Source organism: Caulobacter segnis (assembly GCF_019931575.1).
GTDB classification, from domain to species: Bacteria; Pseudomonadota; Alphaproteobacteria; order Caulobacterales; family Caulobacteraceae; genus Caulobacter; species Caulobacter segnis_C.
Genome location: NZ_CP082923.1, coordinates 3,082,680 through 3,106,860, shown reverse-complemented (window position 1 = coordinate 3,106,860; position 24,181 = coordinate 3,082,680). Strand labels below are relative to the sequence as shown.

Sequence of the window (24,181 nt, the reverse complement as noted above, 5' to 3'; positions counted from 1 at the left end):
CGTGTCGCGGCCCCTTATGGCCGCGCCGCGAGGCCTCCGTCCAGTAGCTCGGCGCGCCCGGCCAGGCTGAGCTCGACCAGGGCCGCCATCACCGCCGAGACCGGCGCGCCGGCCGCCCGCACGAGGTCGTTGCGAGACACCGGCGTGGGCGAGAGCAGGGCGGCGATGCGCTCGCGCAGGGCGTCGTGGTCGATGTCGGCGTCCGGGCGGGGCTCGTAGTCCCGGTCGCGCTCGCGCAGGTGGATCTGGCCCGACAGCGAGCGCAGCACATCCTCGGCCCCCTCGCACAGGATCGCGCCCTGGCGGATCAGGTCGTTCGTGCCCTTCGAGCGCGGGTCCAGCGGCGAGCCCGGCACGGCGAAGACGTCGCGGCCCTGCTCGGCCGCCAGGCGGGCGGTGATCAGCGAGCCGGACTTCAGCTCGGCCTCGACCACGATCACGCCCTGGGACAGGCCCGAGATGATGCGGTTGCGGCGCGGGAAGTCCTTGGCCTGGGCGCGGCGGTCGGGGGCGCTCTCGGAGACGACGCAGCCCTCGGCGGCCAGGCGCGCGTGTAGCTTGTCGTGTTCGGGCGGATAGACGTCGCCGACCCCGCCGCCCAGCACGGCGATGGCGCCGGTGGCCAGCGAGCCCTCGTGCGCCGCGCCGTCGATGCCGCGCGCCATGCCCGAGACCACGACATAGCCGGCGGTCCCCAGATCGGTCGCCAACTGGCGGGCGAAGCGTTGGCCGGCGGCCGAGGCGATGCGGGCCCCGACGATGGCCAGACTGGGCTCGGACAGCAGTTCGGCCCGGCCCAGTGCCCAGAGCACCGGCGGCGGCGGATCCAGGGCGGCCAGGCGCGGCGGAAAGTCGGGCTCGCAGCCGCAGATCAGGCGCGCGCCCAGCCTGGCGCCGGTCTCGAGCTCCTGCTCGATCGCCTCGCGTGGCGGCAGGGCCAGCGGAACGGCGCGGCCGCCGCGCCGGGACAGGTCGGGCAGGGCGGAAAGGGCCCGCTCGGGCGTGCCATAGCGGGCGATCAGGTGATCGAAGGCGACGGGGCCGACGGTCTCGGTGCGCGCCAGGCGCAGCCAGGCGAAGCGCTGGATGTCCGAGAGCCGGCCCGGGATCACGGCGTCCCGGTGACGGGGGGCGGAACCTCCGCGTCCTTCTTCTTGCCGATCCGGGGCTCCTGGCCCTTGAGCAGGCGGGCGATGTTCTCGCGGTGGCGGATGAAGATCAGCACGGCCATGAACAGGGCCAGGCCCAGCATCGGATAGGGCTGGTCGGTGGCCAGGGCGAACGGCGCGGCCAGGACGGCGGCGGTCAGGGCGGCCAGCGAGCTGATGCGGAACACGGCCGCCATGGCCAGCCAGGTGATGGCGGCCAGCACGCCCACCGGCCAGCAGGCGCTGAGCAGCACGCCATAGAAGGTGGCCACGCCCTTGCCGCCCTTGAACTTCAGCCAGACCGGGAACAGGTGGCCCAGGAACGCCGCCCCGCCGGCCAGGGCGATCACCGCCGGGTTGCCGTGGGTCAGGAACCGGGCCAGCAGCACCGCGACCACGCCCTTGCCGGCGTCGCCCAGCAGGGTGATGGCCGCCAGGTCCTTGCGCCCCGAGCGCAGCACGTTGGTCGCGCCGATATTGCCCGAGCCGATCTGCCGGATGTCGCCAGCCCCGCCCAGGCGCGTGGCGATCAGCCCGAACGGGATCGAGCCCAGCAGGTAACCGCCGACCACGGTGATGGCGAGCGTCAGATAGGTGGCGGCGGCGAGATCTTGCACGTTTCGACCCTAAGGCGAGTTGCGCGCGAATTCAACCGCTGCGCAAGCGAGAGTTGTGGGTCTCAGGTGTAGTGCAGACTCACGGGCGGGGCAAAAGGGCGGCGCGGTGGAAGGGAAGGCGGATCCGCGCGGCCAGGGCGCACATCAGGGCCGCGAGGCCGCTCTCCGCGATCATGGACAGCTCGGGCGAGGCGCTGAACAAGGGGGCGCTCAACAGCGTAAGCGTCGCCCCGAGCGCTGTGCAGACGGCGACGAACCGCAGGGCGTTCATTCGACCGTCGAGCTTGAAGGCGACCACGCCCGTCAGCCCGAAGGGCAGCATGAGCAAGAGCCAGGGCGTGGCGAGGGCCAGGGGATTACTCCCCACCACGACGGCCAGGATGAGGAAACTGACGTCGCCGGGCGTCACGACGCTCCGGATCGGCGATTCCGCCAGGGCGAAGGCCATGGTGAGCGTTGGCCCCAGCAGGACGAAGATCCAGGCGACGGAGCCTCGAGGCGGACGAACTTCAGCCATGCGCGCCTCCTTGAAGGCACTATGGTCGCGTCGCGTGCATCGCGCAATCGGAAGTGGAGGGACTCTAACCCTCCGCCCGGTGCACCACGCGCCCGTCGACCACCGTCATCAGCACCTGGCCCTGCAGCCTCCGGCCATCGAACGGCGAGTTCTTGGACTTGGACAGCAGGCGGGCGGCGTCGACGATGATCGGGGCGTCGATGTCGCACAGGACGAGATCGGCGGGCGCGCCCGGGGCGATGCGGCCGCCGCGCAGGCCCAGGAGCTCGGCTGGGGCCAGGGTGACGGCGCGGATCAGGTCGACCAGGGCGATGCGTTCTTCGTGATACAGGCTCAGCAGGGCCGGCAGCAGGGTCTCGAGCCCGATGGCGCCCGGCGCGGCCTCGTCGAACGGCAGGCGCTTGTCCTCGGCCGGGGCCGGGCTGTGCGACGAAACGACGATGTCGATCAGGCCCGTGGCCAGGGCCTCGATCAGGGCCTGGCGGTCGTCCTCGCCGCGCAGGGGCGGGTTCAGCTTGGCGAAGGTGCGGTAGTCGCCGATGTCCAGCTCGTTGAAGGACAGGTGGTTGATCGACACCGAGGCGGTGATCCGCAGGCCTTTTTTCTTGGCGCGCTGAAGCGTCTCCAATGCTTGGGCCGAGGTGATCTGATCGACCAGCAGCTTTCCGCCCGTCGCTTCCAGCAGGGCGACGTCGCGCTCCAGCATGATCCGCTCGGCCATCGGCGAGATCGAGGGCAGGCCCATGCGGCCGGCGAATTCGCCGCCGGTCGCCGCACCGCCCTTGGCCAGCCACGGATCCATCGGACGGTGGGCCAGCAAGGCGTCGAAGCCCTTCGCATAGGTCAGGACGCGCTGCATGACCTTGCTGTCGACAATGGGCTTGCCCGCATCGGTGACATAGACGCAGCCGGCCTCGCGCATCAGGCCGATCTCGGCCATCTGCTCGCCCTTGAGCCCACGGGTCGCCGCGCCGGCCACCAGGATCCGGGCGCTGTCGATGTCGCGCGCCCGGCGCAGGATGAAGTCGACGACGCTGGGGTCGTCGATGGCCGGGGCGGTGTCGGGCTGGACGACGAACGAGGTGACGCCGCCGGCCGCCGCGGCCTTGGCGGCCGAGGCCAGGGTTTCCTTGGTCTCGGCCCCGGGCTCGCCGGTGCGGACGCGCAGGTCGATCAGGCCGGGGGCCAGCAGGGCGCCGCCGCAGTCGACGACCCGCACGGCCTTGGAGAGCTTGCCGAACTCGCGGCCCTTGGCGACGTCGGCGATGACGCCTTCCGAGACGATGACGCCGCCGGGGCCGTCATAGCCGCTTTCGGGATCGACCAGGCGGGCATTGACGAGGGCGAGGGGTTGGGCGGAGGTCATTGGGCTGCCTCGATACGGGCCGCGAGGCTGGTCAGCACCGCCATCCGGGCGGCGACGCCCATCTCGACCTGGTCCTGGATCAGGCTGACGGCCGGATCGTCGGCGACGTCGCTGTCGATCTCGACGCCCCGGTTCATCGGGCCGGGGTGCATGACCTTGGCGCCGGGCGCAGCGCGGGCCAGCTTTTCGCGGTCCAGGCCGTAGAAGCGGAAATATTCGCGGGTCGAGGGCACGAAGGCGCCCTGCATCCGCTCCAGCTGCAGGCGCAGCATCATGACGACGTCGGCGCCGGCCAGGCCCGACTTCATGTCGTGATGCACGGTGACGCCCCAGCGCTCGGCCTGGGCGGGCATCAGGGTGGGCGGGCCGACCAGGCGCACGCTGGCGCCCAGGGTGTGCAGCAGGGCGACGTTAGAGCGCGCCACCCGGCTGTGCAGAACGTCGCCGCAGATCGCCACGGTCAGGCCCGAGACCCGGCCGAAGGCGCGGCGGATCGACAGGGCGTCCAGCAGGGCCTGGGTCGGGTGCTCGTGCTGGCCGTCGCCGGCGTTGACCACGTGGCCGCTGACCTTCTGCGAGAGAAGCGAGGCCGCGCCCGACGAGGCGTGGCGCACGACCAGGAGGTCCGGGCGCATCGCGTTCAGGGTGACGGCGGTGTCGATCAGGGTCTCGCCCTTGGCCACCGACGAGGTCTTGGGGTTCATGTTGACGACGTCGGCGCCGAGCCGCTTGCCGGCCAACTCGAACGAGCTCTGGGTGCGGGTGCTGTTCTCGAAGAACAGGTTCATCAGCGTCCGGCCGCGCAGCAGGTCCAGGCTTTTGGAGGTCTGGCGGTTGAAGGCGACGAAGGCCTCGGCCAGGTCCAGCAGATCCGTCGCCTGAGGCGCGTTCAGGTCGCCGGCGGACAGGAAATGGCGTTTTGGAAAGGCGAAGACGCGGGCGCGGATCGCATCGATGGCCGCGCGGGCGGGGTCATGGGCTGAAGCCGTCATGAGCCCGCGTCATAGGCGGGTTTGAGGGGGAAGGGAAGGCGTGCGGCGGAAACGCTCTGTGGAGGATCTATGGCGGGGACGATCGGCCGACGCCGCTGGCCCCCACCTAACCGCTACGCGGTCGTCCGCCCCCGGAGGGGGCGGAAGGTGCGCCGCGCCCTCCTTCTTCTCCCTCCGGGGGAGGAGCGCCGCAGGCGCGGAGGGGGCGAGTAAGGGGATTGAGCGCGCTCCATGATCCGCATTTGCGAACTCGAACCCCGTGAAATCAACCACTTCTCAGTTTTACGCGCCTTCGAATGATCCGCGTTGAATCCCGACCTCATACTGGTCCCACCTCGTCGCGAGGAAAGGGCGCGTGGCCAGCGACCATCGTGGCGGCGGGGGGCGATCGAGCGGGGCCAAGGTCCGAGGGGGATACTCGGACGGTCCGGGGACCTGGTTGCTGGCCAGGCCCGCCCGCCGCCGGCGTGGTCGAAGGCCAAAGGGCGTGTCCGGCTGAAAGCCCGTCCTCTTCGACCTCTGGGCGCTTTCGGAAACGGAGGAACCCAGGTCCCGTTAAGGCCTCAACAGGGCCACCTGACGGGACGCTGGCGGATAACGACCGCGCGGAGCGTTCGGGCTTCGTCGAAACGGTATCAACCCTATCCAACTCCGGACGTCGTCCGGCGCTCCGCGTCCCTTTCCATCAACTCGCAGCTTCAGGCGCGTGGTCGATAGATCGCGTCCCCCCCATCAAGGCGGATGGGGGCTACAGAGACCGCAGCCGCTCCAACGCCCCCTGCAGGATCCAGCCCGCCGCCATCTTGTCCACGACCTGGTCCCGGCGCTTGCGAGACACGTCATGCTCGTCGATCAGCACCCGCGTCACCGCCGCCGTCGACAGACGCTCGTCCCAGAAGGTGATCGGCAGGTCGGGCTTCAGGCGCAGCAGGTTGCGGGCCAGGGCGCGGTTGGACTGGCAGCGGACGCCCTCGGTGCCGTCCATGTTCATCGGCAGGCCGACCACGATGCCGATGGCGCCCCGGCTGTCCATCAGCTTGAACAGCGCCTCGGCGTCCTGGGTGAACTTGGTCTTCTCGATCAGGGCCAGCGGGCTGGCGACCGTGCGGGTGACGTCCGAGACGGCGACCCCAATGGTCTTCTCGCCCGGGTCCAGGCCCACGATCGGAGCGTACTGGGGCAGGGCGGCGGCGAAGGCTTCGATGTCGAGAACGGGCATGGCTCTCTTTATCAGGAGCCGCGCCGCTTGAAACAACCGCGTTGGACCGCTAACCCACGCTCTCGAATTTCAGGAGATCCCCATGGCCATTGACGCCGCCACGGTGCGGAAGGTCGCCCGGCTCGCCCGCATCGCCGAACCCGAAGAGCGCATCGAGGCCCTGGCCCAGGAGCTCAACGGCATCATGACCTGGATCGAGCAGCTAGCCGAGGTCGACACCGACGGCTGCGAGCCGCTGACCAGCGTCGTGGCCTCGGGCCTGCCGCTGCGCGAAGACGTCGTCACCATGGGCGGCGATCCGGCCCGCGTGACCAGCAACGCCCCCAAGTCGATCAACAACTTCTTCGTCGTGCCGAAGGTCGTCGAATAATGAGCCTGACGAAGCTGACCCTGAAGGCCGCCGTCGACGGCCTGACCAAGCGCGAGTTCACCTCGGTCGAACTCACCCAGGCCCACATCGAGGCCGTCGAGGCCGCGCGCGGCCTCAACGCCTATATCCTGGAGACCCCGGAAAAGGCCCTGGACATGGCCGCCAAGTCCGACGCCCGCCGGGCTCTAGGCGAGGCCGGCCCGCTGGAAGGCGCGCCGCTCGGGGTCAAGGACCTGTTCTGCACCGACGGCGTGCGCACCACGGCCTGCTCGAAGATCCTCGAGAACTTCGTGCCGACCTACGAGTCGACCGTCACCAGCCAGCTGTGGCGCGACGGCGCGGTGATGCTGGGCAAGCTGAACCTCGACCAGTTCGCCATGGGCTCGTCGAACGAGACCAGCTACTTCGGTCCGGTCACCAATCCCTGGCGCGCGGCGAACTCGAACAAGGCCCTGACTCCGGGCGGCAGCTCGGGCGGTTCGGCCGCCGCCGTCGCCGCCGACCTGTGCCTGGGCGCCACGGCCACCGACACTGGCGGCTCGATCCGCCAGCCGGCCGCCTTCACCGGCACCGTCGGCATCAAGCCGACCTACGGCCGCTGCTCGCGCTGGGGCGTCGTGGCCTTCGCCAGCTCGCTGGACCAGGCCGGGCCGATCGCCAAGACCGTCGAGGATGCGGCCCTGCTGCTGACCTCGATGTCGGGTCACGACCCCAAGGACTCGACCAGCCTCGACATCCCGGTTCCGGACTTCACCCAGTTCGTCGGCAAGTCGGTCAAGGGCCTGCGCATCGGCATTCCGAAGGAATACCGCGTCGACAACATGCCGGCCGAGATCGAGAAGCTGTGGGCCGACGGCGTCGCCTGGCTGAAGGAGGCCGGCTGCGAGATCGTCGACATCAGCCTGCCGCACACCAAGTACGCCCTGCCGGCCTACTACATCGTGGCCCCGGCCGAAGCGTCCTCGAATTTGGCCCGCTACGACGGCATGCGCTACGGCCTGCGCGAGGACGGCGCCAACCTGACCGAGATCTACGAGCACACCCGCGCCTCGGGTTTCGGCGACGAGGTCAAGCGCCGCATTCTGATCGGCACCTATGTGCTGAGCGCCGGCTACTACGACGCCTACTACCTGAAGGCTTTGAAGGTGCGTCGCCGCATCGCCGAGGACTTCGACGCGGCGTGGGAGAAGTGCGACGCGATCCTCACCCCGACCGCGCCGTCGCGGCGTTCGGCCTGGGCGAGAACAGCAACGACCCGATCGCCATGTACCTGAACGACGTCTTCACGGTGACGACGAACCTGGCGGGTCTGCCGGGCCTGTCCCTGCCCGCCGGCCTCGACGCCAACGGCCTGCCGCTGGGCCTGCAGATCATCGGCAAGCCCCTGGACGAGGGCACGGTGTTCTCTGTCGCCGGGGCGGTCGAGAAGGCCGCGGGCTTCTCGGCCAAGGCCGAGAAGTGGTGGTGACATGAAAAGGGCGGCTCCGGTGGAGCCGCCCTTCTTCGTTTCGGGGTGTGGGACCCTGGCGGGTTACATCGGGGCGCTGGGCTCCGGGACGGCCTGGACCGGCTGCGGCGCGGCCGGCGGCGGGACGACCAGCGGGGCCGGCTCGGCGATCGGGGCGCTCACGGTCGGCGGCGTGGCCGGAACGGTGGCGCTGACATTGGCCGAGGCGCTCTCGGCGGCCGGCGCGGTCTCGCGGACCGGGGCGGCGCGACGGGCCGGAGCAGCGGCGCGCGGCGTAGTCGTTCTAGCGACCGGGGCGGGGGCCGGCGTCTCGTTGGCGGCGATCTCGGTAGGCTGCGGGATCGGGGCCGGCGTGGCCGAGGTCTCGGGGGGCAGCGGCGTCGTCAGCGGCGCGGGGCTTTCGGCGGCGGCGACCTTCAGCGACTGCGGATCGGTCGGGGCCTCGGCGCGCTGGGTGGTCATGCCCCAGATCAGGGCGCCAGCCGCGACGGCCAGGACCGGGACGCCGACCAGAAGCGGCAGGTTGTTGGACGCCTTCTTCTTCGGCGTACGAGCATAGATCGGCTGGGCCGGAAACAGAGCCGAAGCATTGGAATCGGTCGTGACAACCGGTTCCGGAGCGTCGAAGTTCAGAGTCGACCGAATGGTGCGAGCGGTGGGCATTTCTACCTCCGTGAGTGAGCTGTTCGAGAAAATGAACGACGCGATAACTCGACGGTTCCCTTGCCCCGCAATGGCGCCGGATTTGACGAAATCTGGCCTTATTCTGGAAGGGCGAAAATCGAACGGCTCCGCTTCCTGGGAACAACTTCAAAGCCTTGCCGGCCCTGGATTGTCGAAGATGCTCGCCGGATATGTCCCAGAGCTTTTCGGCCACGGTCCGCTTGATGTAGAGAGACGGCCATGACGCAAGATTCCAAAGTGATCCAAGGCCGCACCGGCCCGTGGGAAATCGTTCTGGGCCTGGAGGTCCACGCTCAGGTGGCCAGCAAGTCGAAGCTGTTCTCCGGCGCCGCCGTCGGCTTCGGCGCGGGGCCGAACGAGCAGGTCAGCCTCGTGGACGCGGCCATGCCGGGCATGCTGCCGGTGCTCAACAAGTACTGCGTCGAGCAGGCGGTGAAGACGGGCCTGGGCCTGAAGGCCCAGATCAACCTGAAGAGCCGCTTCGACCGGAAGAACTACTTCTACCCCGACCTGCCGCAGGGCTATCAGATCAGCCAGTTCGACCAGCCGATCGTCGGCGAGGGCGTGGTGACGGTCGAGCGCGATGACGGCACGACCTTCGACGTGCGCATCGAGCGCCTGCACCTGGAACAGGACGCGGGCAAGTCGCTGCACGACCAGGATCCGAATGCGACCTATGTCGACCTGAACCGCGCCGGCACGGCGCTGATGGAGATCGTCTCCAAGCCCGACATGAGAACTTCGGAAGAAGCGGCCGCCTACGTCAAGAAGCTGCGCACCATCCTCGTCTACCTGGGCACCTGCGACGGTGACATGGAAAAGGGCAACCTGCGCGCCGACGTCAACGTCTCGGTCTGCCGCCCCGGCGACTACGAGAAGTTCCGCGAGACGGGCAGCTTCAAGCACCTGGGCACGCGCTGCGAGATCAAGAACGTCAACAGCTATCGCTACATCCAGCAGGCCATCGAGTACGAGGCCCGTCGCCAGATCGAGATCCTGGAGGACGGCGGCAAGATCGACCAGGAGACCCGCCTGTTCGATCCGACCAAGGGCGAGACTCGTTCGATGCGCAGCAAGGAAGAGGCGCACGACTACCGCTACTTCCCCGATCCGGACCTGCTGCCGCTGGTCCTGGACGCGGCCTGGGTGAAGCAGATCGAGGAAACCTTGCCGGAACTGCCGGACGCCAAGAAGGCGCGCCTGCAGAGCCAGTACGGCCTGTCGGCCTATGACGCCGGCGTGCTGATCATCGAGAGCGACCGCGCCGACTACTTCGAGGCCGCCGCGAAAGGTCGCGACGCCAAGCTGGTGGCCAACTGGGTGACCAACGAGCTGCTGTCGAAGCTGTCGGCCGGCGGCCACGAGATCGCCAACTCGCCGCTGCCGTCGTCGGACATCGCCCAGCTGGTTGAGCTGATCGAGAACGGCACGATCTCGTCGAAGATCGCCAAGGAGGTCTTCGAGCACATGTGGGCCGGCGAAGGCCGCCCCGCCGAGATCGTCGAGAAGCGCGGCCTGGTGCAGATCAACGACACCGGCGCCATCGAGAAGGCCATCGACGAGCTGATCGCCGGCAATCCGGACAAGGCCGAGGCGGTGAAGGACAAGCCGCAGGCCTTGGGCTGGTTCGTCGGCCAGGTCATGAAGGCCACCGGCGGCAAGGCCAATCCGGGTACTGTCAACGAGCTGCTGCGCAAGAAGCTCGGCGTCGAATAGGCGCTTTCGGACCATCCCGACACGACGAGGGCCCGCGGCGGACGCCACGGGCCCTTCTTCGTTGATGCGAACTTCTTGTTATTGCGGTTGGCTCGGAGCCGCCGGGTCGTCGGCGTGCTTCTTGTGTTTCTTGGCCTTCTTCCCGGCCTTGTCGCCGGTGGGCGCGGCCTGCTCGTCCGTGGACGGCGCGGTGGCCGAACTGGGCGTGCCGGCGCTGTCGGCCGGCGCGGCGGTCTCGGACGTCGGCGGCGCGGCCTGGGTCGAGGGATCCGCGGCCGGCGGCGTCTCGGTCGTCGGGGCCGGGGTCGTCAGGCTCGGCTGGGGATCGGCCGGGGTGGTCTGCGGCGCCGTCGTCTGGGCCAGGGCCGAACCGGCGTAAGCGGCGGCGGCCAGAGTGAGCGCGGCGGTGGTGATGCGCAGGGTCTTCATCGGGGGGGACCATGTTGCTTCAGCGTCGGAGTGTGACGCGAGGCCAACGCTGGCCGGGCAATGCGGTCGAAATGACTTCGCAATCGGGCGATCCCGCCCAACACGCGGCGAGGTTGTGGCGCGCATGGCGGCAAAACGGCGCCCCGAGGCAAAGCCCAGGACGCCGTCTCGAACCGCTCAAAGGCAGTCAGGTCTAGTGATTGGCGATGACGTCGAAGATCAGGCCCGTCGCGATGGCGGCCAGCACGTAGTCATTGCCGGTGCGGTACCAATAGTAGCCCCGGGGCGGCGGGCGCAGGTGATAGCGATAGTAATCGTTCACCACATAGCCGCGCTCGCGATAGTACCCGGGAAGATAGGCGCCGCGACGCCAGGCGGAATAGCCGGGGCGGAAGCCCGGACGGCCGTAATATTCGACGGGTGGCGGGCCGTAGGACCAACGATTGTTGTAATAATAGCCGTTATGGCGGCCGCCATCCCAGCGGTCGTGGCGGTCCCAGCCGTTGTGACGGCCATTGTCCCAGTGACCCCGGTCGCGATCGTGACGGTCGCGATCCCGGCCGCCGCGATCCCAGCCGCCGCGATCCCAGTCGCGGTCACGGTCGCGATGCTCCCAGCGGCCGCGATCCTGGGCGGCGGCGTCGGTCGCTGTCAGAGCCAGCGGGGCGGCCACCGAGGCCACGGCGGCGATGGTCAGCAGCAGACGTTTCATCTCGTCTTCTCCTCGTGGTCGGGCGGCGCTATCGCGGCGCCGCCGAGAAACTTCCCTCGACCTTGAAACGCACGATGGGCGTCGTCGGCTGAACCCGGCCTGAACGGCGCTTTCAGGGATTTCTGGGCCAGGACCTTGGCGCGACCGGCCATCGCGACCATGTTGCGAGGCAACAAAGATGACCGGGGAGGGAAGGCCGATGAGCCGTCCGATCGAACTCTACTATTGGCCCACGCCCAACGGCTGGAAGGTCTCCATCGCCCTGGAGGAGATGGGTCTGCCCTACGAGATGATCCCGGTGAACATCGGAACCGGCGAACAGTTCAAGCCGGACTTCCTGGCCATCAGTCCCAACAACCGCATGCCGGCCATCGTCGATCCGGAGGGGCCGGACGGCCAGCCGATCTCGATCTTCGAGTCCGGGGCCATCCTGCAGTATCTGGGCCGCAAGACCGGCCAGTTCTACGGTGAGACCGAACGTGACCGGGTCGAGATCGACCAGTGGGTGATGTGGCAGATGGGCGGCCTGGGCCCCATGGCCGGCCAGACCCATCACTTCCGCCAGTATGCCGCCTCGATCATCGCCGACCAGCGCCAGATCGCCTACGGCGCCATCCGCTACACCAACGAGACCCACAGGCTGTACGGGGTGCTCAACAAGCGCCTCGAGGGACGCGATTTCATCTGCGGCCAATTGTCCATCGCCGACTTCATGAGCTGGCCATGGGTTGTTCCGTGGAAAAACCAGGGCATCATTCTCGACGAGTTCCCCAATCTGAGGGGCTGGTTCGAGCGCGTCGGCGCTCGCGAGGCGGTTCAGAAGGGCTTCAAGCTCGGCGCGGAATTGCGGTCCGGAGGGCTGCAAGCGTCTGGAAAAGCCGCGGAAGAGGCTCGCAAGGTCCTCTTTGGCCAGAGAGCGCGTTAACGCGCCGTATACTGGCGTTTACGCGCGGTAATCACTTTGAAGAACTGGTGTATTGGGTGCGACATTTATGATGTTCGCGCGCTTAACTATATGTTCAGTGGCTCAGGACTTTTCTGCTCTCGGGCTCAGAACGGCAAAACGCCGGGACGAGCTTGAGAGAGGAGATGAGCCATGATGATGAATGAAGCGCCGCCGGCCATCGTCGCCACGCTGCCGCTGCCGACCGTCACCTCGACGGGTGACGAACTGTTCCGCATGGGCCTGCTGTATTCGACCGGTCAGGGCGGCGCGCCGCTGGACTACGTCTCGGCCCACATGCTGTTCAACCTGGCCGCCATGCGCGGTTCGGTCGAAGCCAAGGTCTACCGCAAGGAGCTGTCGCAGGAGATGGCCAGCGAAGACGTCGCCGAGGCCCAGCGCCAGGCCCGCGAATGGCTCGCCCACGGCTGAACCCGGCACGCCGGGTTCAGGCCTTTCGCGATTCAATGGCGGGACGTCATCGGCTGACGCCGCCGTTGATCGCGTAGCCGAAGCCTGTCGGCGAGCCGTGCAAGGCCGCCGCATATAGAGAGACCCGTCTCCACCTGGCCGCCGAGCGGCGCGTGGACGACGTCGAAGCGGCGCAGGACCCCGAGGTTCGCGTCGCCAGGGTCACGAACCCCGCGAGAGCCGGCCGCTGGCGCGATCGCCATGAAGGCCGGCGTCCGGAAACGCTCCCCGTCCACGCTCGACCATCAAGACTTCACGCCGTGACGGCGCGAGGACGGCCTCTTCGCGGCTTAGCGCACCGCCGACCGGTCGCCCAGCAGGCAGGGGACTGTCATGAAGATGACGTAGAGGTCCAGCCAGAACGACTGACGCTCGATATATTCGACGTCCAGGGCCACGCGCTGGCGAACGCTCTCGGGCGTGTCGACGGGGCCGCGCGAGCCGTTGATGGCGGCCCATCCGGTCAGGCCGGGCTTCATGCGATGGCGGTGGGCGTAGTCGGCGACCAGCTTGGCCGACTCGACGCCAGCGGTCTTCATGCCGATGGCGTGGGGACGGGGACCGACGATCGACATCTCGCCGGCCAGCACATTGAACAGCTGCGGCAACTCGTCGAGGCTGGTCTTGCGGATGAACTTGCCGACCCGGGTGACGCGGTCGTCGTCGGCGCTGATCTGGCGCGCGGCGCTGGCGTCGGCCATCTCGTGGCGCATCGAGCGGAACTTCCAGACGAGGATCTCCTCGTTGTTGAAGCCGTGACGGCGCTGGCGGAAGAAGATCGGGCCCGGGCTGTCCAGCTTCACCGCCAGGGCGACCAACAGCATGATCGGGCCGGCCGCTACCAGGCCGACGACGGCGATCGCCAAGTCCTGGGCGCGCTTGATCCAGGCGCGGCGCAGGGCCGTCGTGGCGCCCGACAGTTCGTTCTCGCCGCCGGCCGCGATGCGGGCCAGGGCCGCGTCGTCGTCGGCCGGTCCGCCCATCTCGATGAAGAGGTTCAGCGGATTGGGCAGGACGCTCAACTTGTCGACCAACTGGCGCACGCGGCTCTCGGCCGAAGCCGGCACCGCGATGACCACGCGGTCGACGAAGGGCATGATGCGATGGTCGAGCAGGGCGGTCGTGTCGCCCAGGACCGGCACGCCCATGACGTTCTCGGGCGCGCGGTTCAGGCGGTCGTCGAACACGCCCAGCACATTGACCTCGCCGGTGCGCATGGCCGCGTCGATCAGGCGCTCGGCGTTGGCCGTGGCGCCGACCACGACGATGTTGGGCGTGAGGCGGCCCTGCTGTCGACCGTGGTTGATGACGGCCCACCACAGCGTGTGCAAGCCGGCGAAGACCAGGGCCGCGTTCGCCAGGATCCGGACGACCGGCGCGTCGATCCTGCCGAAAGCCAGCGGGGTCGAGCCGGCGACGGCCAGGCCCGCGCCGATGGCGACGGCCGCGCGCGCCAGGTGCTGGAGCAGGGTCTGCTTGCGTGGAAAGGCGTAGGCGCCGACGGCGTGCAGGGCGATCAGCGTAGTCACGCCCCAGAGGCAGGCGGCCGCAGGAAACCCGTCCAGGGCCAGGCTCAGGGCGATGCCGACGGCGACCAGGACATCGGCCACCTGGAACGCGCGCGCCAGCCACCGCGCCTCCAGGCGCGCCCGGGTCGGGACCAGTCGTCCTGGCCGGAAAGGCCCGCGGCTCGTCGGCCCGGGCGCGACGCCGCCTCCGCCGCCCGCGCGGGGGGGAACGTCCGTCGCGGCGACGAAAGCCGAGGCCTTGTCGGCATTGGCGGCGGGTTGCGGAACGGGTTGCATGGCGCTCGACTTTCAGAAAACCGCGTTCGGTTTAGCGTCGCCGTCTAAGTGCGACGTTAACACGCAGATTTTCCGCACAAGCGCGTTGTCATCGCGAAGCGAACAGGCTATCGAACCGCTCCCTCTCAAGGAGGAAACGTGGCCGAGAGGCTGAAGGCACCGCTTTGCTAAAGCGGCATACCCCTAAAGGGTATCGAGGGTTCGAATCCCTCCGTTTCCGCCACCATCACTTTCCAGTATAATCCATCGGCGTCCGCAGACGTCTATGAGCCGTTGATTTATCACGGAAAACTCGCGTTTCTGTGTCTCGACGCGTCCATCTTCATCCGTCCCTATCATGAACAAGTGCGTGGGTGAAAGCGGGGGTTGGCCCCGCGTGGGTGAAAGTGTGGGTTAGCGATGGCCCGGGTTTATGAGCGACTCACGGCGATGACTGTTCGGCAGCTCCGCGGCGCCGGCCGATATCCCGACGGTGGCGGTCTCTATCTTCAGATCACGCCGACCGGCGCCAGATCTTGGATCTTCCGCTATCGCGTGGCTGGCCGCGAACGGCAGATGGGCCTTGGCCCTCTAGAGTTTGTCTCGCTCGCCGAAGCCCGAGAGAAGGCCCGCGCTGCCCGCCTGCAGCGATACAATGGGGAAGACCCGCTGGGCGCTCGGATCGGGCGGCGGCCCAAGGTCACCAGCGACCGACCAGCGAGTGTCACCTTCAAGGAGGCCATGGTCGCCTACATCGAGACCAACAAGGTCGCCTGGCGAAACGAGAAGCACGTTCAGCAGTGGTCAAGCACGCTGGAGACCTACGCCGTCCCACATTTCGGACGAAAGTTGCTCGCAGACATCGACACGGCCGATGTGCTGAGCGCGCTCAAACCCATCTGGCTGACGAAGTCCGAAACGGCCAGCCGCCTGCGTGGCCGCATTGAGACCGTGCTCAGCTGGGGCGCGGCGCAAGGTTACCGCCAGGGCGACAATCCCGCGCGCTGGAAGGGCCATATCGAGATGATTCTGCCCGCCAAATCGAAGGTGACGCAGGTCAAGCATCACGCGGCGCTTGACTATCGGGAGGTGCCCTCATTCATGGCCAAGATGCGCTTACAGAGCGGGGTAGGGGTCTTAGCCCTGCGTTTTGTGATCCTGACCGCGGCGCGGACGGGTGAGGTAATTGGCGCTGACTGGAGCGAGGTCGACTTCGAAAACAGAGTTTGGACGGTTCCTGCATCGCGGATGAAAGCTGGACGAGAGCACAGTGTACCGCTCAGTAGGCCGGCGATGGAAATTCTAGAGCATCAACGTGCGGTTTGGTTGGAAGTGGAGGCTCGCCGCCACCGGAAGACTTTGAAAGCCGGAGAGGAGGGCCCGCTTGGTCCTGTTTTCTGGGGGAAGCTGCCGGGCAAAGGGCTGAGCAATATGTCGCTGCTCGCAGTCTTGCGACGGATGGGGCGGGACGATCTGACGAGCCATGGATTTCGCAGCTCCTTCCGCGATTGGGCCGCTGAGGAGACAGAATTCCCGGGCGAGGTGGTAGAAATGGCCTTGGCGCATACGATTGCAAACAGAGTCGAGGCTGCCTATCGCCGTGGAGATCTGCTCGAAAAGCGCAGAGCGTTGATGACGAAGTGGGCTGAAACAGTCTCCTAAACGCATTAAATCGCTGCTTCAACGCTAGTAACAAGCGAAAATCGATATTCTGGGGCTGTCGAACCGCGCAGTTCTCTGAGTCACACTCGGTTTTTCGAAGCTTGGCATCGGGCCGTGCTAGCCGCCTGGGCCGCAGGCAAAATCGTCTGCGTCGCTTGCTGTGAAAGTGGTCTATTTTTTTGGAGTGAGGCTCTGCTCGTTCGAAATCTCCTCTCGCTTCTGGGCCTTCTGGCGCGTGGTACTGCGCTTGTGTTGAGTCTCATCTCGGCCGGCGCTGTTACGCTTTGTTTAGGGGGCTTGGTCAGCCCTCGGCTCGATGCCTTAAGTCATGTTATTCCTGTGTGGATGTGCTCAAGTATTGTTGCGTTCATTCTAGGGGTATTGTTCTCTCGTGATTTCGAGAGGGGCGCTATTGTTGCCTTAAGTGTGTTTGCATTTCTAATTTGTTCTGCAATTATAGCGCCGGAATGCGTCATGGCTTTGCGATTTTCACCTGGGGTGGTGAATCGTGATGATCTGAAGATTATTCAATTCAATGTCTGGGGGTCGAATTATAAGCCCGAGGAGACAGTAGATTGGATTATCGCTGAGCGTGCGGACGTGGTGGTAATTGAGGAGGCAGGAAGTGAGCGGGGACCAATTCTGCAAAAGCTCAGAGCTGCGTTTCCGTCCGCTTCATGTGAAAAGGGCAGGCACTGCGAGACAGTGATTTTTTCTCGCTATCCCATGATAGCTGTCGGAGGAAATCAGGCGGAAGGGTCTCGTGCGCCTACGGCCTGGGCGAGGTTGGTTGGTCCTGGCGGTGTATTTACCGTTGTCGGGGTTCATTATTCCTGGCCGCTGCCCGTAGAGCCGCAGAAAGGCCAGATGGCGCAGCTTGTGAAAACGGTCGCGCAACTTGACCAAAGAAATACGATCGTCACAGGTGACTTCAACTCGACGCCGTGGTCGTTTGCGTTGCGGCGACAGGACAAGGCTTTCGGTCTATACAGGTGGACACGTGCTCTTCCGTCATGGCCGGCAGGGCAGTTCACCCGTGTTCTTTCGGCTCCGGCGCCATTGCTGCCGATCGACCATGTCTATGCGGGCTCGGGCTGGCGCGCAGTGCAGGTGAGGCGTGGTCCCGTGCTTGGATCGGATCATCGGCCTGTAGTGGTTACTCTCAGACGGTTGAAGAGATAGCCGTCCCTAGCCACCGCATTTTGCTTGTCACACCAGGCCCGCCACCGGTTTCGCCCCGGCGCTGTCGGGGAAGATCTTGCTCTCCAGGAGGGCGCGGTCGACGGCCATGTGATCGGCCAGCACGCCCTTGAACAGGCCGCGCATGTCGACGGTGGGGGCGGTGTCGCGGTTCTCGAACAGGGCCGTTTCCTTCAGGGTCGGCCAGTCGCCGACGATGCCGCCGCGCTTGAGCGCCCCGCCCAGGATGAGGCCGGTGGAGGCCGTGCCGTGGTCGGTGCCGCCAGTGCCGTTGACGCGGGCGGTGCGGCCAAACTCGGTCACGGCGATCACCACGGTATTCTTCCACTCCGCGCCCAGCCCGGTGTGCAGGCCGTCCAGCACCGCATCCATGTAGGACAGGCGCGTGGCGATCTGGCCAGGCTGTCCCGCGTGGGTGTCGAAGCCGTCCAGCGAGATGGCGGCGATCTGCGGGCCGCCGGCCTGGATCATGAAGCCGCCCAGGGTCGAGCCCAGCTTGCGGGCGGCCTCGCTGCCGGCGCGGTTCTGGCGATCGTTCGCCATTGTCGAAGACATGCCGGCCGGCTGGGCCATGGCCGGCGTCGAGGCGGCCATCTCGTTCATCGCCGGCGTCGCGGCCATGGCGGTCATGGCCTGCTGGGCCATGGTCTCGGTCTCCAGGCCGCGGGCGAAGGCCGGACCTAGCAGCGGGTCGCTCCTGTAGAGATCCTGCAGCAGGGTCGGCAGGCGCGCGGTCTCGTCGACGCCCTTGCCGGGCGACCAGCTGGCCGCCTGCACCTTGCCGCGCAGGATCAGTGGGGCGGTGGCGCCCACGGAAAGACCTTCGACCTTGCGGATCGGCGCCAGGGCCTCCAGCGTCCGGTTCAGCCAGCCGGTGTCGGCGCCGTAAACGCCCGAGGCGCCGGTCTCCAACACGTCCTGGGCCTCGAAGTGGGAACGGGCGCGGTCGGGGCTGGCGATGGCCGGAGCGATGCGCGCCTCGCCCTTCAGGGCCAGGGCGTGGACGGCCTTCAGCTCGGGATGCAGACCGAAGGTGTCGTCCAGTTTCAACACCTGCTCGGGCTTCATGGCGATCGAGCCGCGCAGGGCGGCGTAGTCGGGGTCGCCGACCGGCGGCGAAACCGACAGGCCATCCATGCCGCCCCGGCAGATGACGACGACCAGCTTCTTCTTGGCCAGGTCGCCCTCGGACGCGGCGAAGGCCTGCGAGCCCAGGAAGCTGACAGAAATACCCAGGCTGGCGCCCAGGCCCAGCAGGGAGCGGCGGTTCATTTGAGCGGTCATCGGCGTTGGAACTCCGGGCTCATCACGAGGAGGGCGAAGGCCTCACGGCGGGTCTCGGCCCGCGACACGGCCTTGGCGACGGCGGGCGTCAGCCGCTCGCCCAGGGCCGAGACGGCCAGGGCGTTGGGATCGGTGCGGTCGGCGACAGCGGCGGCCATGCCCTGGGCCCACTGCATGCGCTTGATCAGGCCGTCGGGCGAAGCCCAGGTCTGGGCGTCCTCGGCCCAGCCCTTGGGGGAGGGGGGCGAGAAGGGCTTCTGGCCCAGGCCGGTGAGGATCGGAGCGATGCGGTCATAGGCGGATGGTTGGGCCCCGATCAGCCGCCAGGTCGACAGCGTGAACTCGTAGGGCGTCTTGAACTTAGCTGGCGTCGGATCCCAGGCCTCCGGACTCTCGACCAGAGCCTTGGCCACTTCGGCGAGGTCGCCGCCGGTGTCCATCCAACGCTTCTCCAGCCGCGCGGTCAGGGTCTGTGGGGGCGTGTCCGAGACGAAGTGGCGGGCGATTTTGCTGCAAACGTGGTGGGCGGTGCGCGGATCGGCGGCCAGGTCCTTCAGCACCGCCCAGCCCTGCTTGATATCGGCCTCGGCGTAACGGCGACCCATGATCGTCCGGGCGCCGGGCTCGTGGGCGTTGTCGCGGAACACGAACTGGCCGGCGCGATCCTCGTTGTCGCGACCGACCGAGAAGCCGGTGAGGGCGCGAGCGAATTCGGTGACGTCGGCCTGCCTGTAGCCGGCGTCGACCCCGACCGTGTGCAGCTCCAGGATCTCGCGGGCCAGGTTCTCGTTCAGGCCCTTGCCGCCCCGCCGCCCGGCCGCGCGGCTGTTGGGCCCGATCGAAGAGGCCTGGTCTAGATAGGTCAGCATGGCCGGATGGGTCGAGGAGGCGACCAGAAGGTTCTCGAAGCTGTTGAAGACGTTGGGGCGGATCGCCTCGCGCTCAAACGGCCCGATCATCGCAAAGGTGATCTGCTTGGTCGACGAGACGGTGAAGTGATTGGCCCAGAACAACGCCCATCGCTCGCGGAAGGCGGCCGGCGTGTTGGCGCCTAAGCGGGCGCGGGCTAGGAAATCGTTTTGTATCTTATCACGCAGTTGCAGGCGTGTGTCCATTAGCGTTGAGGGCGCACGCTCACTTCCTCCGGCGTTATTGAGGGCGCGCTCCGTGGAGCGGGCGTCTTGATAGTCGCGTATCCAGGTAAAGCGTTGGGCAGCCGTATCGGCATCGTCTACCGGCTTGTCGGCGCCGCTACGCTGGATCTGAGCTGTAATAGATCCCTGCGGATCGGACCTAGCTGCGTCGATCTCGCCGGGGCGGGCACCCAGCCCGAACCGGGTGACGGCAAGGGCGGCCATCATGTTCTTGGATGGTAAGCTCAAGTCGGCTCTCCCACGGCGAATTGGCGAAACTGCTTGTTGAACGCCGAGCGTCGGCCATTCCGTCGGTGGCCATCCGAAAGATCGGGCGAGGTCCATGCAATTGCTAGCGGCCCGACCTTCGCATTCCTGGTCACTCGGCTCTTACATTCCTACGCCAAGCCGCCTTGGCCAGCGTCTGCGAGGGCTTCTAAAGAGCTGCCGTAATTTCTTGTGACGCTTGAATGGTTTTGACGATCGCCTTGGGCCATGTGCATTTCGTCACAGTTACGCGTGATGATCATCGCCAATTTAGTCTGGCGGTCCCAACAATTAGTCGGTTCGATGCCTGCCAATAGGGCGCGATATGTCCCCTGAACGCGCAAGAATCGCTGCGCCGCGAAAAAAGGTTGGTTAACAATCACCGGGGGCAGTTGTTTGCGGAACGCTGATTTAGTAAAGGCTTCCTAAATCAACGGGCAAAGACCCGGATACATACACTGGTGGGGACCACGTGATGATTGCCTCTAATCCGCCGGCGGATCAGCGAACCTGTGCCGTGAAGGCCTCTGTCGCCAAAGATCCGCTCAAGCGAGCGATGGACATTCTGGTGGCAGGCGGCGCGTTGCTGTTTTTCGCCCCGCTCCTCGCCCTCGTCGCTATTTTGATCAAGCTCGAATCGCCAGGCCCGGTACTCTTCCGGCAGTCGCGCGGCGGACTGAATGGCCAAGCTTTCACCATCTTTAAGTTCCGCTCGATGCGGTGCCAGGAGAACGGTGCGAAGGTCGTTCAGGCCAAGCGTGACGACGACCGGATCACCATGGTTGGCAAAATCATCCGCAAGACGAGCATTGATGAGTTGCCGCAGTTGCTGAACGTATTGCGCGGGGACATGTCGATTGTCGGGCCACGCCCGCACGCCCTGGCGCATGACGAACAGTATGGCGCTCAGATCGTAAATTATCACCTGCGCTTCCGCGCCCGTCCCGGTCTGACCGGCTTGGCGCAGATCAAGGGTCTTCGCGGCGGCACAGGGGCCATCGAAGCGATGGCTGCCCGCATCGACGCGGACAACGAATACATCGAATGCTGGACCCTTGGTGGCGACGTCAAGATCCTGTTGATGACCGTGCCGCACCTGCTCATGGCCGAGAACGCTTACTAATTGGTGATAAAGGCTCCGCTAATCGCGCTGCTTTTTACATCAGCTGCAGGCATTTTGATTTCGAACTGTCATCGTAAATCGCTAGCTCATTCGATAGAGCTCGCGGCCAACATCTTGTGAACTTTTTGTCCCGCATAAATTGGGCGGGTAAGTCGGTGGGGAACCTATGCGCGTAGCGATGATTGGCACGGGTTATGTGGGCCTGGTGTCGGGGGCGTGTTTCGCCGACTTCGGTCACGTGGTGACGTGCATCGACAAGGACCCGAGCAAGATCGAGCGGCTGGAGAAGGGTGAGATCCCGATCTTCGAGCCCGGTCTGGACGACCTGGTCGCCCGCAACGTCCGTGAGGGCCGGCTGTTCTTCACCCTGGACGGCGCCCAGGCGATCAAGGAGGCCGACGCGGTGTTCATCGCGGTGGGCACGCCGACGCGTCGCGGCGACGGTCACGCCGACCTGTCGTACGTCTACGCCGCGGCCGAGGAGATCGCCGGCCTGATCGACGGCTTCACGGTGGTGGTCACCAAGTCGACCGTGCCGGTGGGCACCGGCGACGAGGTCGAGGCGATCATCAAGAAGGTCCGCCCCGACGCCCAGTTCGCGGTCGTGTCCAACCCCGAGTTCCTGCGCGAGGGGGCGGCGATCGAGGACTTCAAGCGCCCCGACCGCGTGGTGGTCGGCGCCGAGGACGAGCGCGCCCAGGCGGTGATGCGCGACCTCTATCGTCCGCTGAGCCTGAACGAGACGCCGATCATCTTCACCGGCCGCCGCACCAGCGAACTGATCAAGTACGCGGCCAACGCCTTCCTGGCGATGAAGATCACCTTCATCAACGAGATGGCCGACCTGTGCGAAAAGGTCGGGGCGGACGTCCAGCAGGTGGCCAAGGGCATCGGCCTGGACAAGCGCATCGGGTCGAAGTTCCTCAACGCCGGCCCCGGCTACGGCGGCAGCTGCTTCCCCAAGGACACCATCGCCCTGGTGCGCACGGCCCAGCAGTACGGCGCGCCGACCCGGCTGATCGAGACGACGGTCGAGGTCAACACCACCCGCAAGAAGGCCATGGCCGAGAAGGTGGCCGACGCCATCGGCTCCAGTGACCTGTCGGGCAAGACGATCGGGGTGCTGGGCGTGACCTTCAAGCCCAACACCGACGACATGCGCGACGCCCCGAGCCTGGACATCCTGCCGGCCCTGCAGGCCATGGGCGCCAAGGTCCAGGCCTTTGACCCGGAAGGCGCCAAGGAAGCCGCTCACATGCTCGCCGGCGTCGACTTCAAGGCCGGGGCCTACGAGGCGGCCGAGGGCGCCGACGCCCTGGTCATCCTCACCGAGTGGGACCAGTTCCGGGCCCTGGACCTTGGTCGGATCAAGGGTCTGCTCAAGGCTCCCGTCGTGGTCGACCTGCGCAACGTCTACAAGGCCGCCGAGATGGTCCGTCACGGCTTCACCTACGCCTCGATCGGTCGGGGTTGAGACATGGCGTCTCCGGTCATTGTCACCGGGGCGGCGGGCTTCGTGGGTTACCACGTGGCCGAGCGCCTGCTCGATCGCGGCGAGGCGGTGATCGGGGTTGACGTCTTCAACGCCTATTACGATCCGGCGCTGAAGGAGGCCCGCGCCTCGCGTCTCGCTGGCCGTGACGGCTTTACGATGATCCGCATGGACATCGCTGACCACGAGGCCCTCGCCGACTTGGTGAAGACCTCGGGCGCCAGGCGGGTGATCCACCTGGCCGCCCAGGCGGGCGTGCGCTACTCGATCGAGAACCCCTTCGCCTATGAGCGCAGCAACCTGGCCGGCCACCTGTCGGTGCTGGAGGCCTGCCGCCACGCCGGCGTCGAGCACCTGGTCTACGCCTCCTCGTCCAGCGTCTACGGTGACCGGCCGCTGAACGGCGACGGCTTCAAGGAGAGCGACCCGGCCGAGAGCCCGGTGTCGCTCTACGCCGCCACCAAGCGCTCGTGCGAGCTCTTGAGCCAGAGCTACGCCAAGCTCTACGGCTTCCCGCAGTCGGGCCTGCGATTCTTCACCGTCTACGGCCCCTGGGGCCGACCGGACATGGCCTATTACGGCTTCACCGAGAAGATGCTGAAGGGGGAAACGATCGAGGTCTATGGCGAGGGCAGGATGGCCCGCGACTTCACCTATATCGACGACATCGTCGATGGCGTCCTGGGCGTGCTCGACAATCCGCCGGCCCAGGGCGGACACGAGGTCTACAACATCGGCGACAACGACCCCGTCGGCCTGATGGACATGATCACCACACTCGAAGCCGCGCTGGGGATTGAGGCGAGCAAGGTCTACCGCCCCATGCAGCCCGGCGACGTCACCGCCACCTTCGCCAATATCGACAAGCTCAAGGCCCTTTGCGGCTACCAGCCCAAGGTCAAACTGGCTGAGGGCCTGGCCAGATTCGTGGAGTGGCGGCGCGAGTGGAAATAAACTAGCTGGCCGGGCGCAACCGATATGGTGGCGTTTTACATGGGGAATGAATTTGGCTTCGGTTGTGCTAATCAAAGCGTTGCGCTTCGGCGATGCGCGCGGCTGGTTCTGTGAAACCTACTCCGAACGTAGCGCGGAGAGCGCTGGCATCGACGTACGCTTCGTGCAGGACAATCAGTCTTTTTCCGCCTCGGTGGGGACGGTGCGCGGCTTACACTTCCAGCGAGCGCCGCATGCGCAGGCCAAGCTCGTACGCTGCGTCCGCGGCTCAATAATGGACTATGCGGTCGATATCCGACGCGGCTCGCCCACCTACGGCAAATGGGTCGGAGCCAAGCTGACCGCTGAGGGCGGCGAGCAGCTCTATGTTCCCGTAGGTTTTGCGCACGGGTTCGTGACGCTCGAGGCCGATGTCGAGGTCGCCTACAAGGTTTCCGATTTCTACGCGCCGGACTGCGACGGAGGGATCGTCTGGAATGACCCGACGATAGGCATCGACTGGCCGTTGCCATCCGGGGGGGCAGTCCTATCCGATAAGGACAAGGTGCTGCCAACCTTGGCCAGTTTCGAAAGCCCCTTCAATTACGACGGCGTTCCGCTTCAACCACTTACCAGCGCCTAAAGGAGGCT

General features: G+C 66.5%; 22 protein-coding genes, 1 tRNA gene and 1 pseudogene. 12 read left to right on the top strand and 12 right to left on the bottom strand.

Annotated features, from left to right (window positions below; genetic code table 11):
• Positions 1-14: 14 nt before the first annotated feature.
• The 6 genes from dprA to ruvX all read right to left on the bottom strand — a co-directional run bounded on the left by dprA (position 15) and on the right by ruvX (position 5,859).
• Positions 15-1,112, bottom strand: coding sequence for a DNA-processing protein DprA (gene dprA / locus K8940_RS14180; RefSeq protein WP_223390610.1), 1,098 nt, complete (start codon positions 1,110-1,112; stop codon positions 15-17).
• A complete protein-coding gene (gene plsY / locus K8940_RS14175) occupies positions 1,109-1,765 on the bottom strand; it encodes a glycerol-3-phosphate 1-O-acyltransferase PlsY (RefSeq protein ID WP_223390609.1) in 657 nt (218 codons plus the stop codon). The genes dprA and plsY overlap by 4 nt, the downstream gene beginning before the upstream one ends.
• A gap of 79 nt (positions 1,766-1,844) precedes the next feature.
• Entirely contained in the window at positions 1,845-2,282 is a 438-nt protein-coding gene (locus tag K8940_RS14170; RefSeq protein WP_223390608.1) for a hypothetical protein, read from the bottom strand.
• A gap of 64 nt (positions 2,283-2,346) precedes the next feature.
• Entirely contained in the window at positions 2,347-3,648 is a 1,302-nt protein-coding gene (gene pyrC, locus K8940_RS14165) for a dihydroorotase (RefSeq protein WP_223390607.1), read from the bottom strand.
• A complete protein-coding gene (locus K8940_RS14160) occupies positions 3,645-4,640 on the bottom strand; it encodes an aspartate carbamoyltransferase catalytic subunit (RefSeq protein WP_223390606.1) in 996 nt (331 codons plus the stop codon). Before K8940_RS14160 ends, pyrC begins: the two co-directional genes overlap by 4 nt.
• Before the next feature lie 748 nt (positions 4,641-5,388).
• Positions 5,389-5,859, bottom strand: coding sequence for a Holliday junction resolvase RuvX (gene ruvX, locus K8940_RS14155; RefSeq protein WP_223390604.1), 471 nt, complete (start codon positions 5,857-5,859; stop codon positions 5,389-5,391).
• Between the two features lie 82 nt (positions 5,860-5,941).
• Here ruvX and gatC point away from each other — a divergent pair, with 82 nt between their 5' ends.
• Both gatC and gatA read left to right on the top strand, forming a co-directional pair.
• Positions 5,942-6,229 carry an Asp-tRNA(Asn)/Glu-tRNA(Gln) amidotransferase subunit GatC gene (gene gatC, locus K8940_RS14150; RefSeq protein WP_223390602.1) on the top strand — a complete coding sequence of 96 codons (288 nt, stop codon included), beginning with the start codon at positions 5,942-5,944 and terminating at the stop codon, positions 6,227-6,229.
• Positions 6,229-7,697: pseudogene (gatA, locus tag K8940_RS14145) on the top strand (Asp-tRNA(Asn)/Glu-tRNA(Gln) amidotransferase subunit GatA). The gene gatC and the pseudogene gatA overlap by 1 nt, the downstream one beginning before the upstream one ends.
• A 63-nt stretch (positions 7,698-7,760) precedes the next feature.
• On the opposite strand, the gene K8940_RS14140 reads toward gatA, so the two are convergent.
• Positions 7,761-8,360 carry a hypothetical protein gene (locus K8940_RS14140; RefSeq protein ID WP_223390601.1) on the bottom strand — a complete coding sequence of 200 codons (600 nt, stop codon included), beginning with the start codon at positions 8,358-8,360 and terminating at the stop codon, positions 7,761-7,763.
• Positions 8,361-8,600: 240 nt separating this feature from the next.
• Here K8940_RS14140 and gatB point away from each other — a divergent pair, with 240 nt between their 5' ends.
• Positions 8,601-10,097, top strand: a complete 1,497-nt coding sequence (gene gatB / locus K8940_RS14135) for an Asp-tRNA(Asn)/Glu-tRNA(Gln) amidotransferase subunit GatB (RefSeq protein ID WP_223390599.1) — start codon at positions 8,601-8,603, stop codon at positions 10,095-10,097.
• 78 nt (positions 10,098-10,175) lie between these two features.
• Here gatB and K8940_RS14130 read toward each other — a convergent pair whose 3' ends face one another.
• Positions 10,176-10,526: a proteophosphoglycan 5 gene (locus K8940_RS14130; RefSeq protein WP_223390598.1), complete on the bottom strand. Its 351-nt coding sequence runs from the start codon at positions 10,524-10,526 to the stop codon at positions 10,176-10,178.
• A 193-nt stretch (positions 10,527-10,719) separates the two neighbouring features.
• Positions 10,720-11,238: an RcnB family protein gene (locus tag K8940_RS14125; RefSeq protein WP_223390597.1), complete on the bottom strand. Its 519-nt coding sequence runs from the start codon at positions 11,236-11,238 to the stop codon at positions 10,720-10,722.
• 199 nt (positions 11,239-11,437) lie between these two features.
• Here K8940_RS14125 and K8940_RS14120 point away from each other — a divergent pair, with 199 nt between their 5' ends.
• Both K8940_RS14120 and K8940_RS14115 read left to right on the top strand, forming a co-directional pair.
• Positions 11,438-12,163 carry a glutathione S-transferase N-terminal domain-containing protein gene (locus tag K8940_RS14120; protein WP_223390596.1) on the top strand — a complete coding sequence of 242 codons (726 nt, stop codon included), beginning with the start codon at positions 11,438-11,440 and terminating at the stop codon, positions 12,161-12,163.
• 171 nt (positions 12,164-12,334) lie between these two features.
• Complete coding sequence (locus tag K8940_RS14115; RefSeq protein WP_223390595.1) at positions 12,335-12,613, top strand: sel1 repeat family protein; 279 nt, start codon at positions 12,335-12,337, stop codon at positions 12,611-12,613.
• Positions 12,614-12,942: 329 nt separating this feature from the next.
• Here the strand turns inward: K8940_RS14115 and K8940_RS14110 are convergent, their stop codons facing one another.
• Positions 12,943-14,457, bottom strand: a complete 1,515-nt coding sequence (locus K8940_RS14110; RefSeq protein ID WP_223390594.1) for an exopolysaccharide biosynthesis polyprenyl glycosylphosphotransferase — start codon at positions 14,455-14,457, stop codon at positions 12,943-12,945.
• A 132-nt stretch (positions 14,458-14,589) separates the two neighbouring features.
• Between K8940_RS14110 and K8940_RS14105 the strand changes: the two genes are divergently transcribed.
• From K8940_RS14105 to K8940_RS14095, 3 genes are all read left to right on the top strand, one after another.
• Positions 14,590-14,680: transfer RNA gene (locus K8940_RS14105), tRNA-Ser, on the top strand.
• A 176-nt stretch (positions 14,681-14,856) separates the two neighbouring features.
• Complete coding sequence (locus K8940_RS14100) at positions 14,857-16,098, top strand: tyrosine-type recombinase/integrase (RefSeq protein WP_223390593.1); 1,242 nt, start codon at positions 14,857-14,859, stop codon at positions 16,096-16,098.
• A 114-nt stretch (positions 16,099-16,212) separates the two neighbouring features.
• Positions 16,213-17,280, top strand: coding sequence for an endonuclease/exonuclease/phosphatase family protein (locus K8940_RS14095; protein WP_223390592.1), 1,068 nt, complete (start codon positions 16,213-16,215; stop codon positions 17,278-17,280).
• A 27-nt stretch (positions 17,281-17,307) separates the two neighbouring features.
• On the opposite strand, the gene K8940_RS14090 is transcribed toward K8940_RS14095, so the two are convergent.
• Entirely contained in the window at positions 17,308-18,582 is a 1,275-nt protein-coding gene (locus tag K8940_RS14090; RefSeq protein WP_223390590.1) for a DUF1501 domain-containing protein, read from the bottom strand.
• The gene (locus K8940_RS14085; RefSeq protein ID WP_411675603.1) at positions 18,579-19,943 is read right to left on the bottom strand and encodes a DUF1800 domain-containing protein; all 1,365 of its coding nucleotides are present in this window, start codon (positions 19,941-19,943) and stop codon (positions 18,579-18,581) included. The genes K8940_RS14090 and K8940_RS14085 overlap by 4 nt, the downstream gene beginning before the upstream one ends.
• A 511-nt stretch (positions 19,944-20,454) precedes the next feature.
• Between K8940_RS14085 and K8940_RS14080 the strand changes: the two genes are divergently transcribed.
• From K8940_RS14080 to rfbC, 4 genes are all read left to right on the top strand, one after another.
• Positions 20,455-21,105 carry a sugar transferase gene (locus K8940_RS14080; protein WP_223390589.1) on the top strand — a complete coding sequence of 217 codons (651 nt, stop codon included), beginning with the start codon at positions 20,455-20,457 and terminating at the stop codon, positions 21,103-21,105.
• Between the two features lie 166 nt (positions 21,106-21,271).
• The gene (locus tag K8940_RS14075) at positions 21,272-22,579 is read left to right on the top strand and encodes a UDP-glucose dehydrogenase family protein (protein WP_223390588.1); all 1,308 of its coding nucleotides are present in this window, start codon (positions 21,272-21,274) and stop codon (positions 22,577-22,579) included.
• Between the two features lie 3 nt (positions 22,580-22,582).
• The gene (locus K8940_RS14070) at positions 22,583-23,551 is read left to right on the top strand and encodes an NAD-dependent epimerase/dehydratase family protein (RefSeq protein WP_223390586.1); all 969 of its coding nucleotides are present in this window, start codon (positions 22,583-22,585) and stop codon (positions 23,549-23,551) included.
• A 46-nt stretch (positions 23,552-23,597) separates the two neighbouring features.
• Complete coding sequence (gene rfbC / locus K8940_RS14065) at positions 23,598-24,173, top strand: dTDP-4-dehydrorhamnose 3,5-epimerase (protein WP_223390585.1); 576 nt, start codon at positions 23,598-23,600, stop codon at positions 24,171-24,173.
• The last annotated feature ends 8 nt before the right edge of the window (positions 24,174-24,181 follow it).

Coding starts and splice junctions, on each gene's coding strand:
- K8940_RS14140 (WP_223390601.1), bottom strand. CDS start 8,360: ATGCCCACCGCTCGCACCATTCGGTCGACTCTGAACTTCGACGCTCCG.
- K8940_RS14070 (WP_223390586.1), top strand. CDS start 22,583: ATGGCGTCTCCGGTCATTGTCACCGGGGCGGCGGGCTTCGTGGGTTAC.
- pyrC (WP_223390607.1), bottom strand. CDS start 3,648: ATGACCTCCGCCCAACCCCTCGCCCTCGTCAATGCCCGCCTGGTCGAT.
- K8940_RS14160 (WP_223390606.1), bottom strand. CDS start 4,640: ATGACGGCTTCAGCCCATGACCCCGCCCGCGCGGCCATCGATGCGATC.
- K8940_RS14120 (WP_223390596.1), top strand. CDS start 11,438: ATGAGCCGTCCGATCGAACTCTACTATTGGCCCACGCCCAACGGCTGG.
- rfbC (WP_223390585.1), top strand. CDS start 23,598: ATGAATTTGGCTTCGGTTGTGCTAATCAAAGCGTTGCGCTTCGGCGAT.
- K8940_RS14170 (WP_223390608.1), bottom strand. CDS start 2,282: ATGGCTGAAGTTCGTCCGCCTCGAGGCTCCGTCGCCTGGATCTTCGTC.
- K8940_RS14130 (WP_223390598.1), bottom strand. CDS start 10,526: ATGAAGACCCTGCGCATCACCACCGCCGCGCTCACTCTGGCCGCCGCC.
- K8940_RS14085 (WP_411675603.1), bottom strand. CDS start 19,943: ATGATGGCCGCCCTTGCCGTCACCCGGTTCGGGCTGGGTGCCCGCCCC.
- K8940_RS14110 (WP_223390594.1), bottom strand. CDS start 14,457: ATGCAACCCGTTCCGCAACCCGCCGCCAATGCCGACAAGGCCTCGGCT.
- K8940_RS14125 (WP_223390597.1), bottom strand. CDS start 11,238: ATGAAACGTCTGCTGCTGACCATCGCCGCCGTGGCCTCGGTGGCCGCC.
- gatC (WP_223390602.1), top strand. CDS start 5,942: ATGGCCATTGACGCCGCCACGGTGCGGAAGGTCGCCCGGCTCGCCCGC.
- ruvX (WP_223390604.1), bottom strand. CDS start 5,859: ATGCCCGTTCTCGACATCGAAGCCTTCGCCGCCGCCCTGCCCCAGTAC.
- K8940_RS14115 (WP_223390595.1), top strand. CDS start 12,335: ATGATGATGAATGAAGCGCCGCCGGCCATCGTCGCCACGCTGCCGCTG.
- K8940_RS14100 (WP_223390593.1), top strand. CDS start 14,857: ATGGCCCGGGTTTATGAGCGACTCACGGCGATGACTGTTCGGCAGCTC.
- gatB (WP_223390599.1), top strand. CDS start 8,601: ATGACGCAAGATTCCAAAGTGATCCAAGGCCGCACCGGCCCGTGGGAA.
- K8940_RS14075 (WP_223390588.1), top strand. CDS start 21,272: ATGCGCGTAGCGATGATTGGCACGGGTTATGTGGGCCTGGTGTCGGGG.
- K8940_RS14090 (WP_223390590.1), bottom strand. CDS start 18,582: ATGACCGCTCAAATGAACCGCCGCTCCCTGCTGGGCCTGGGCGCCAGC.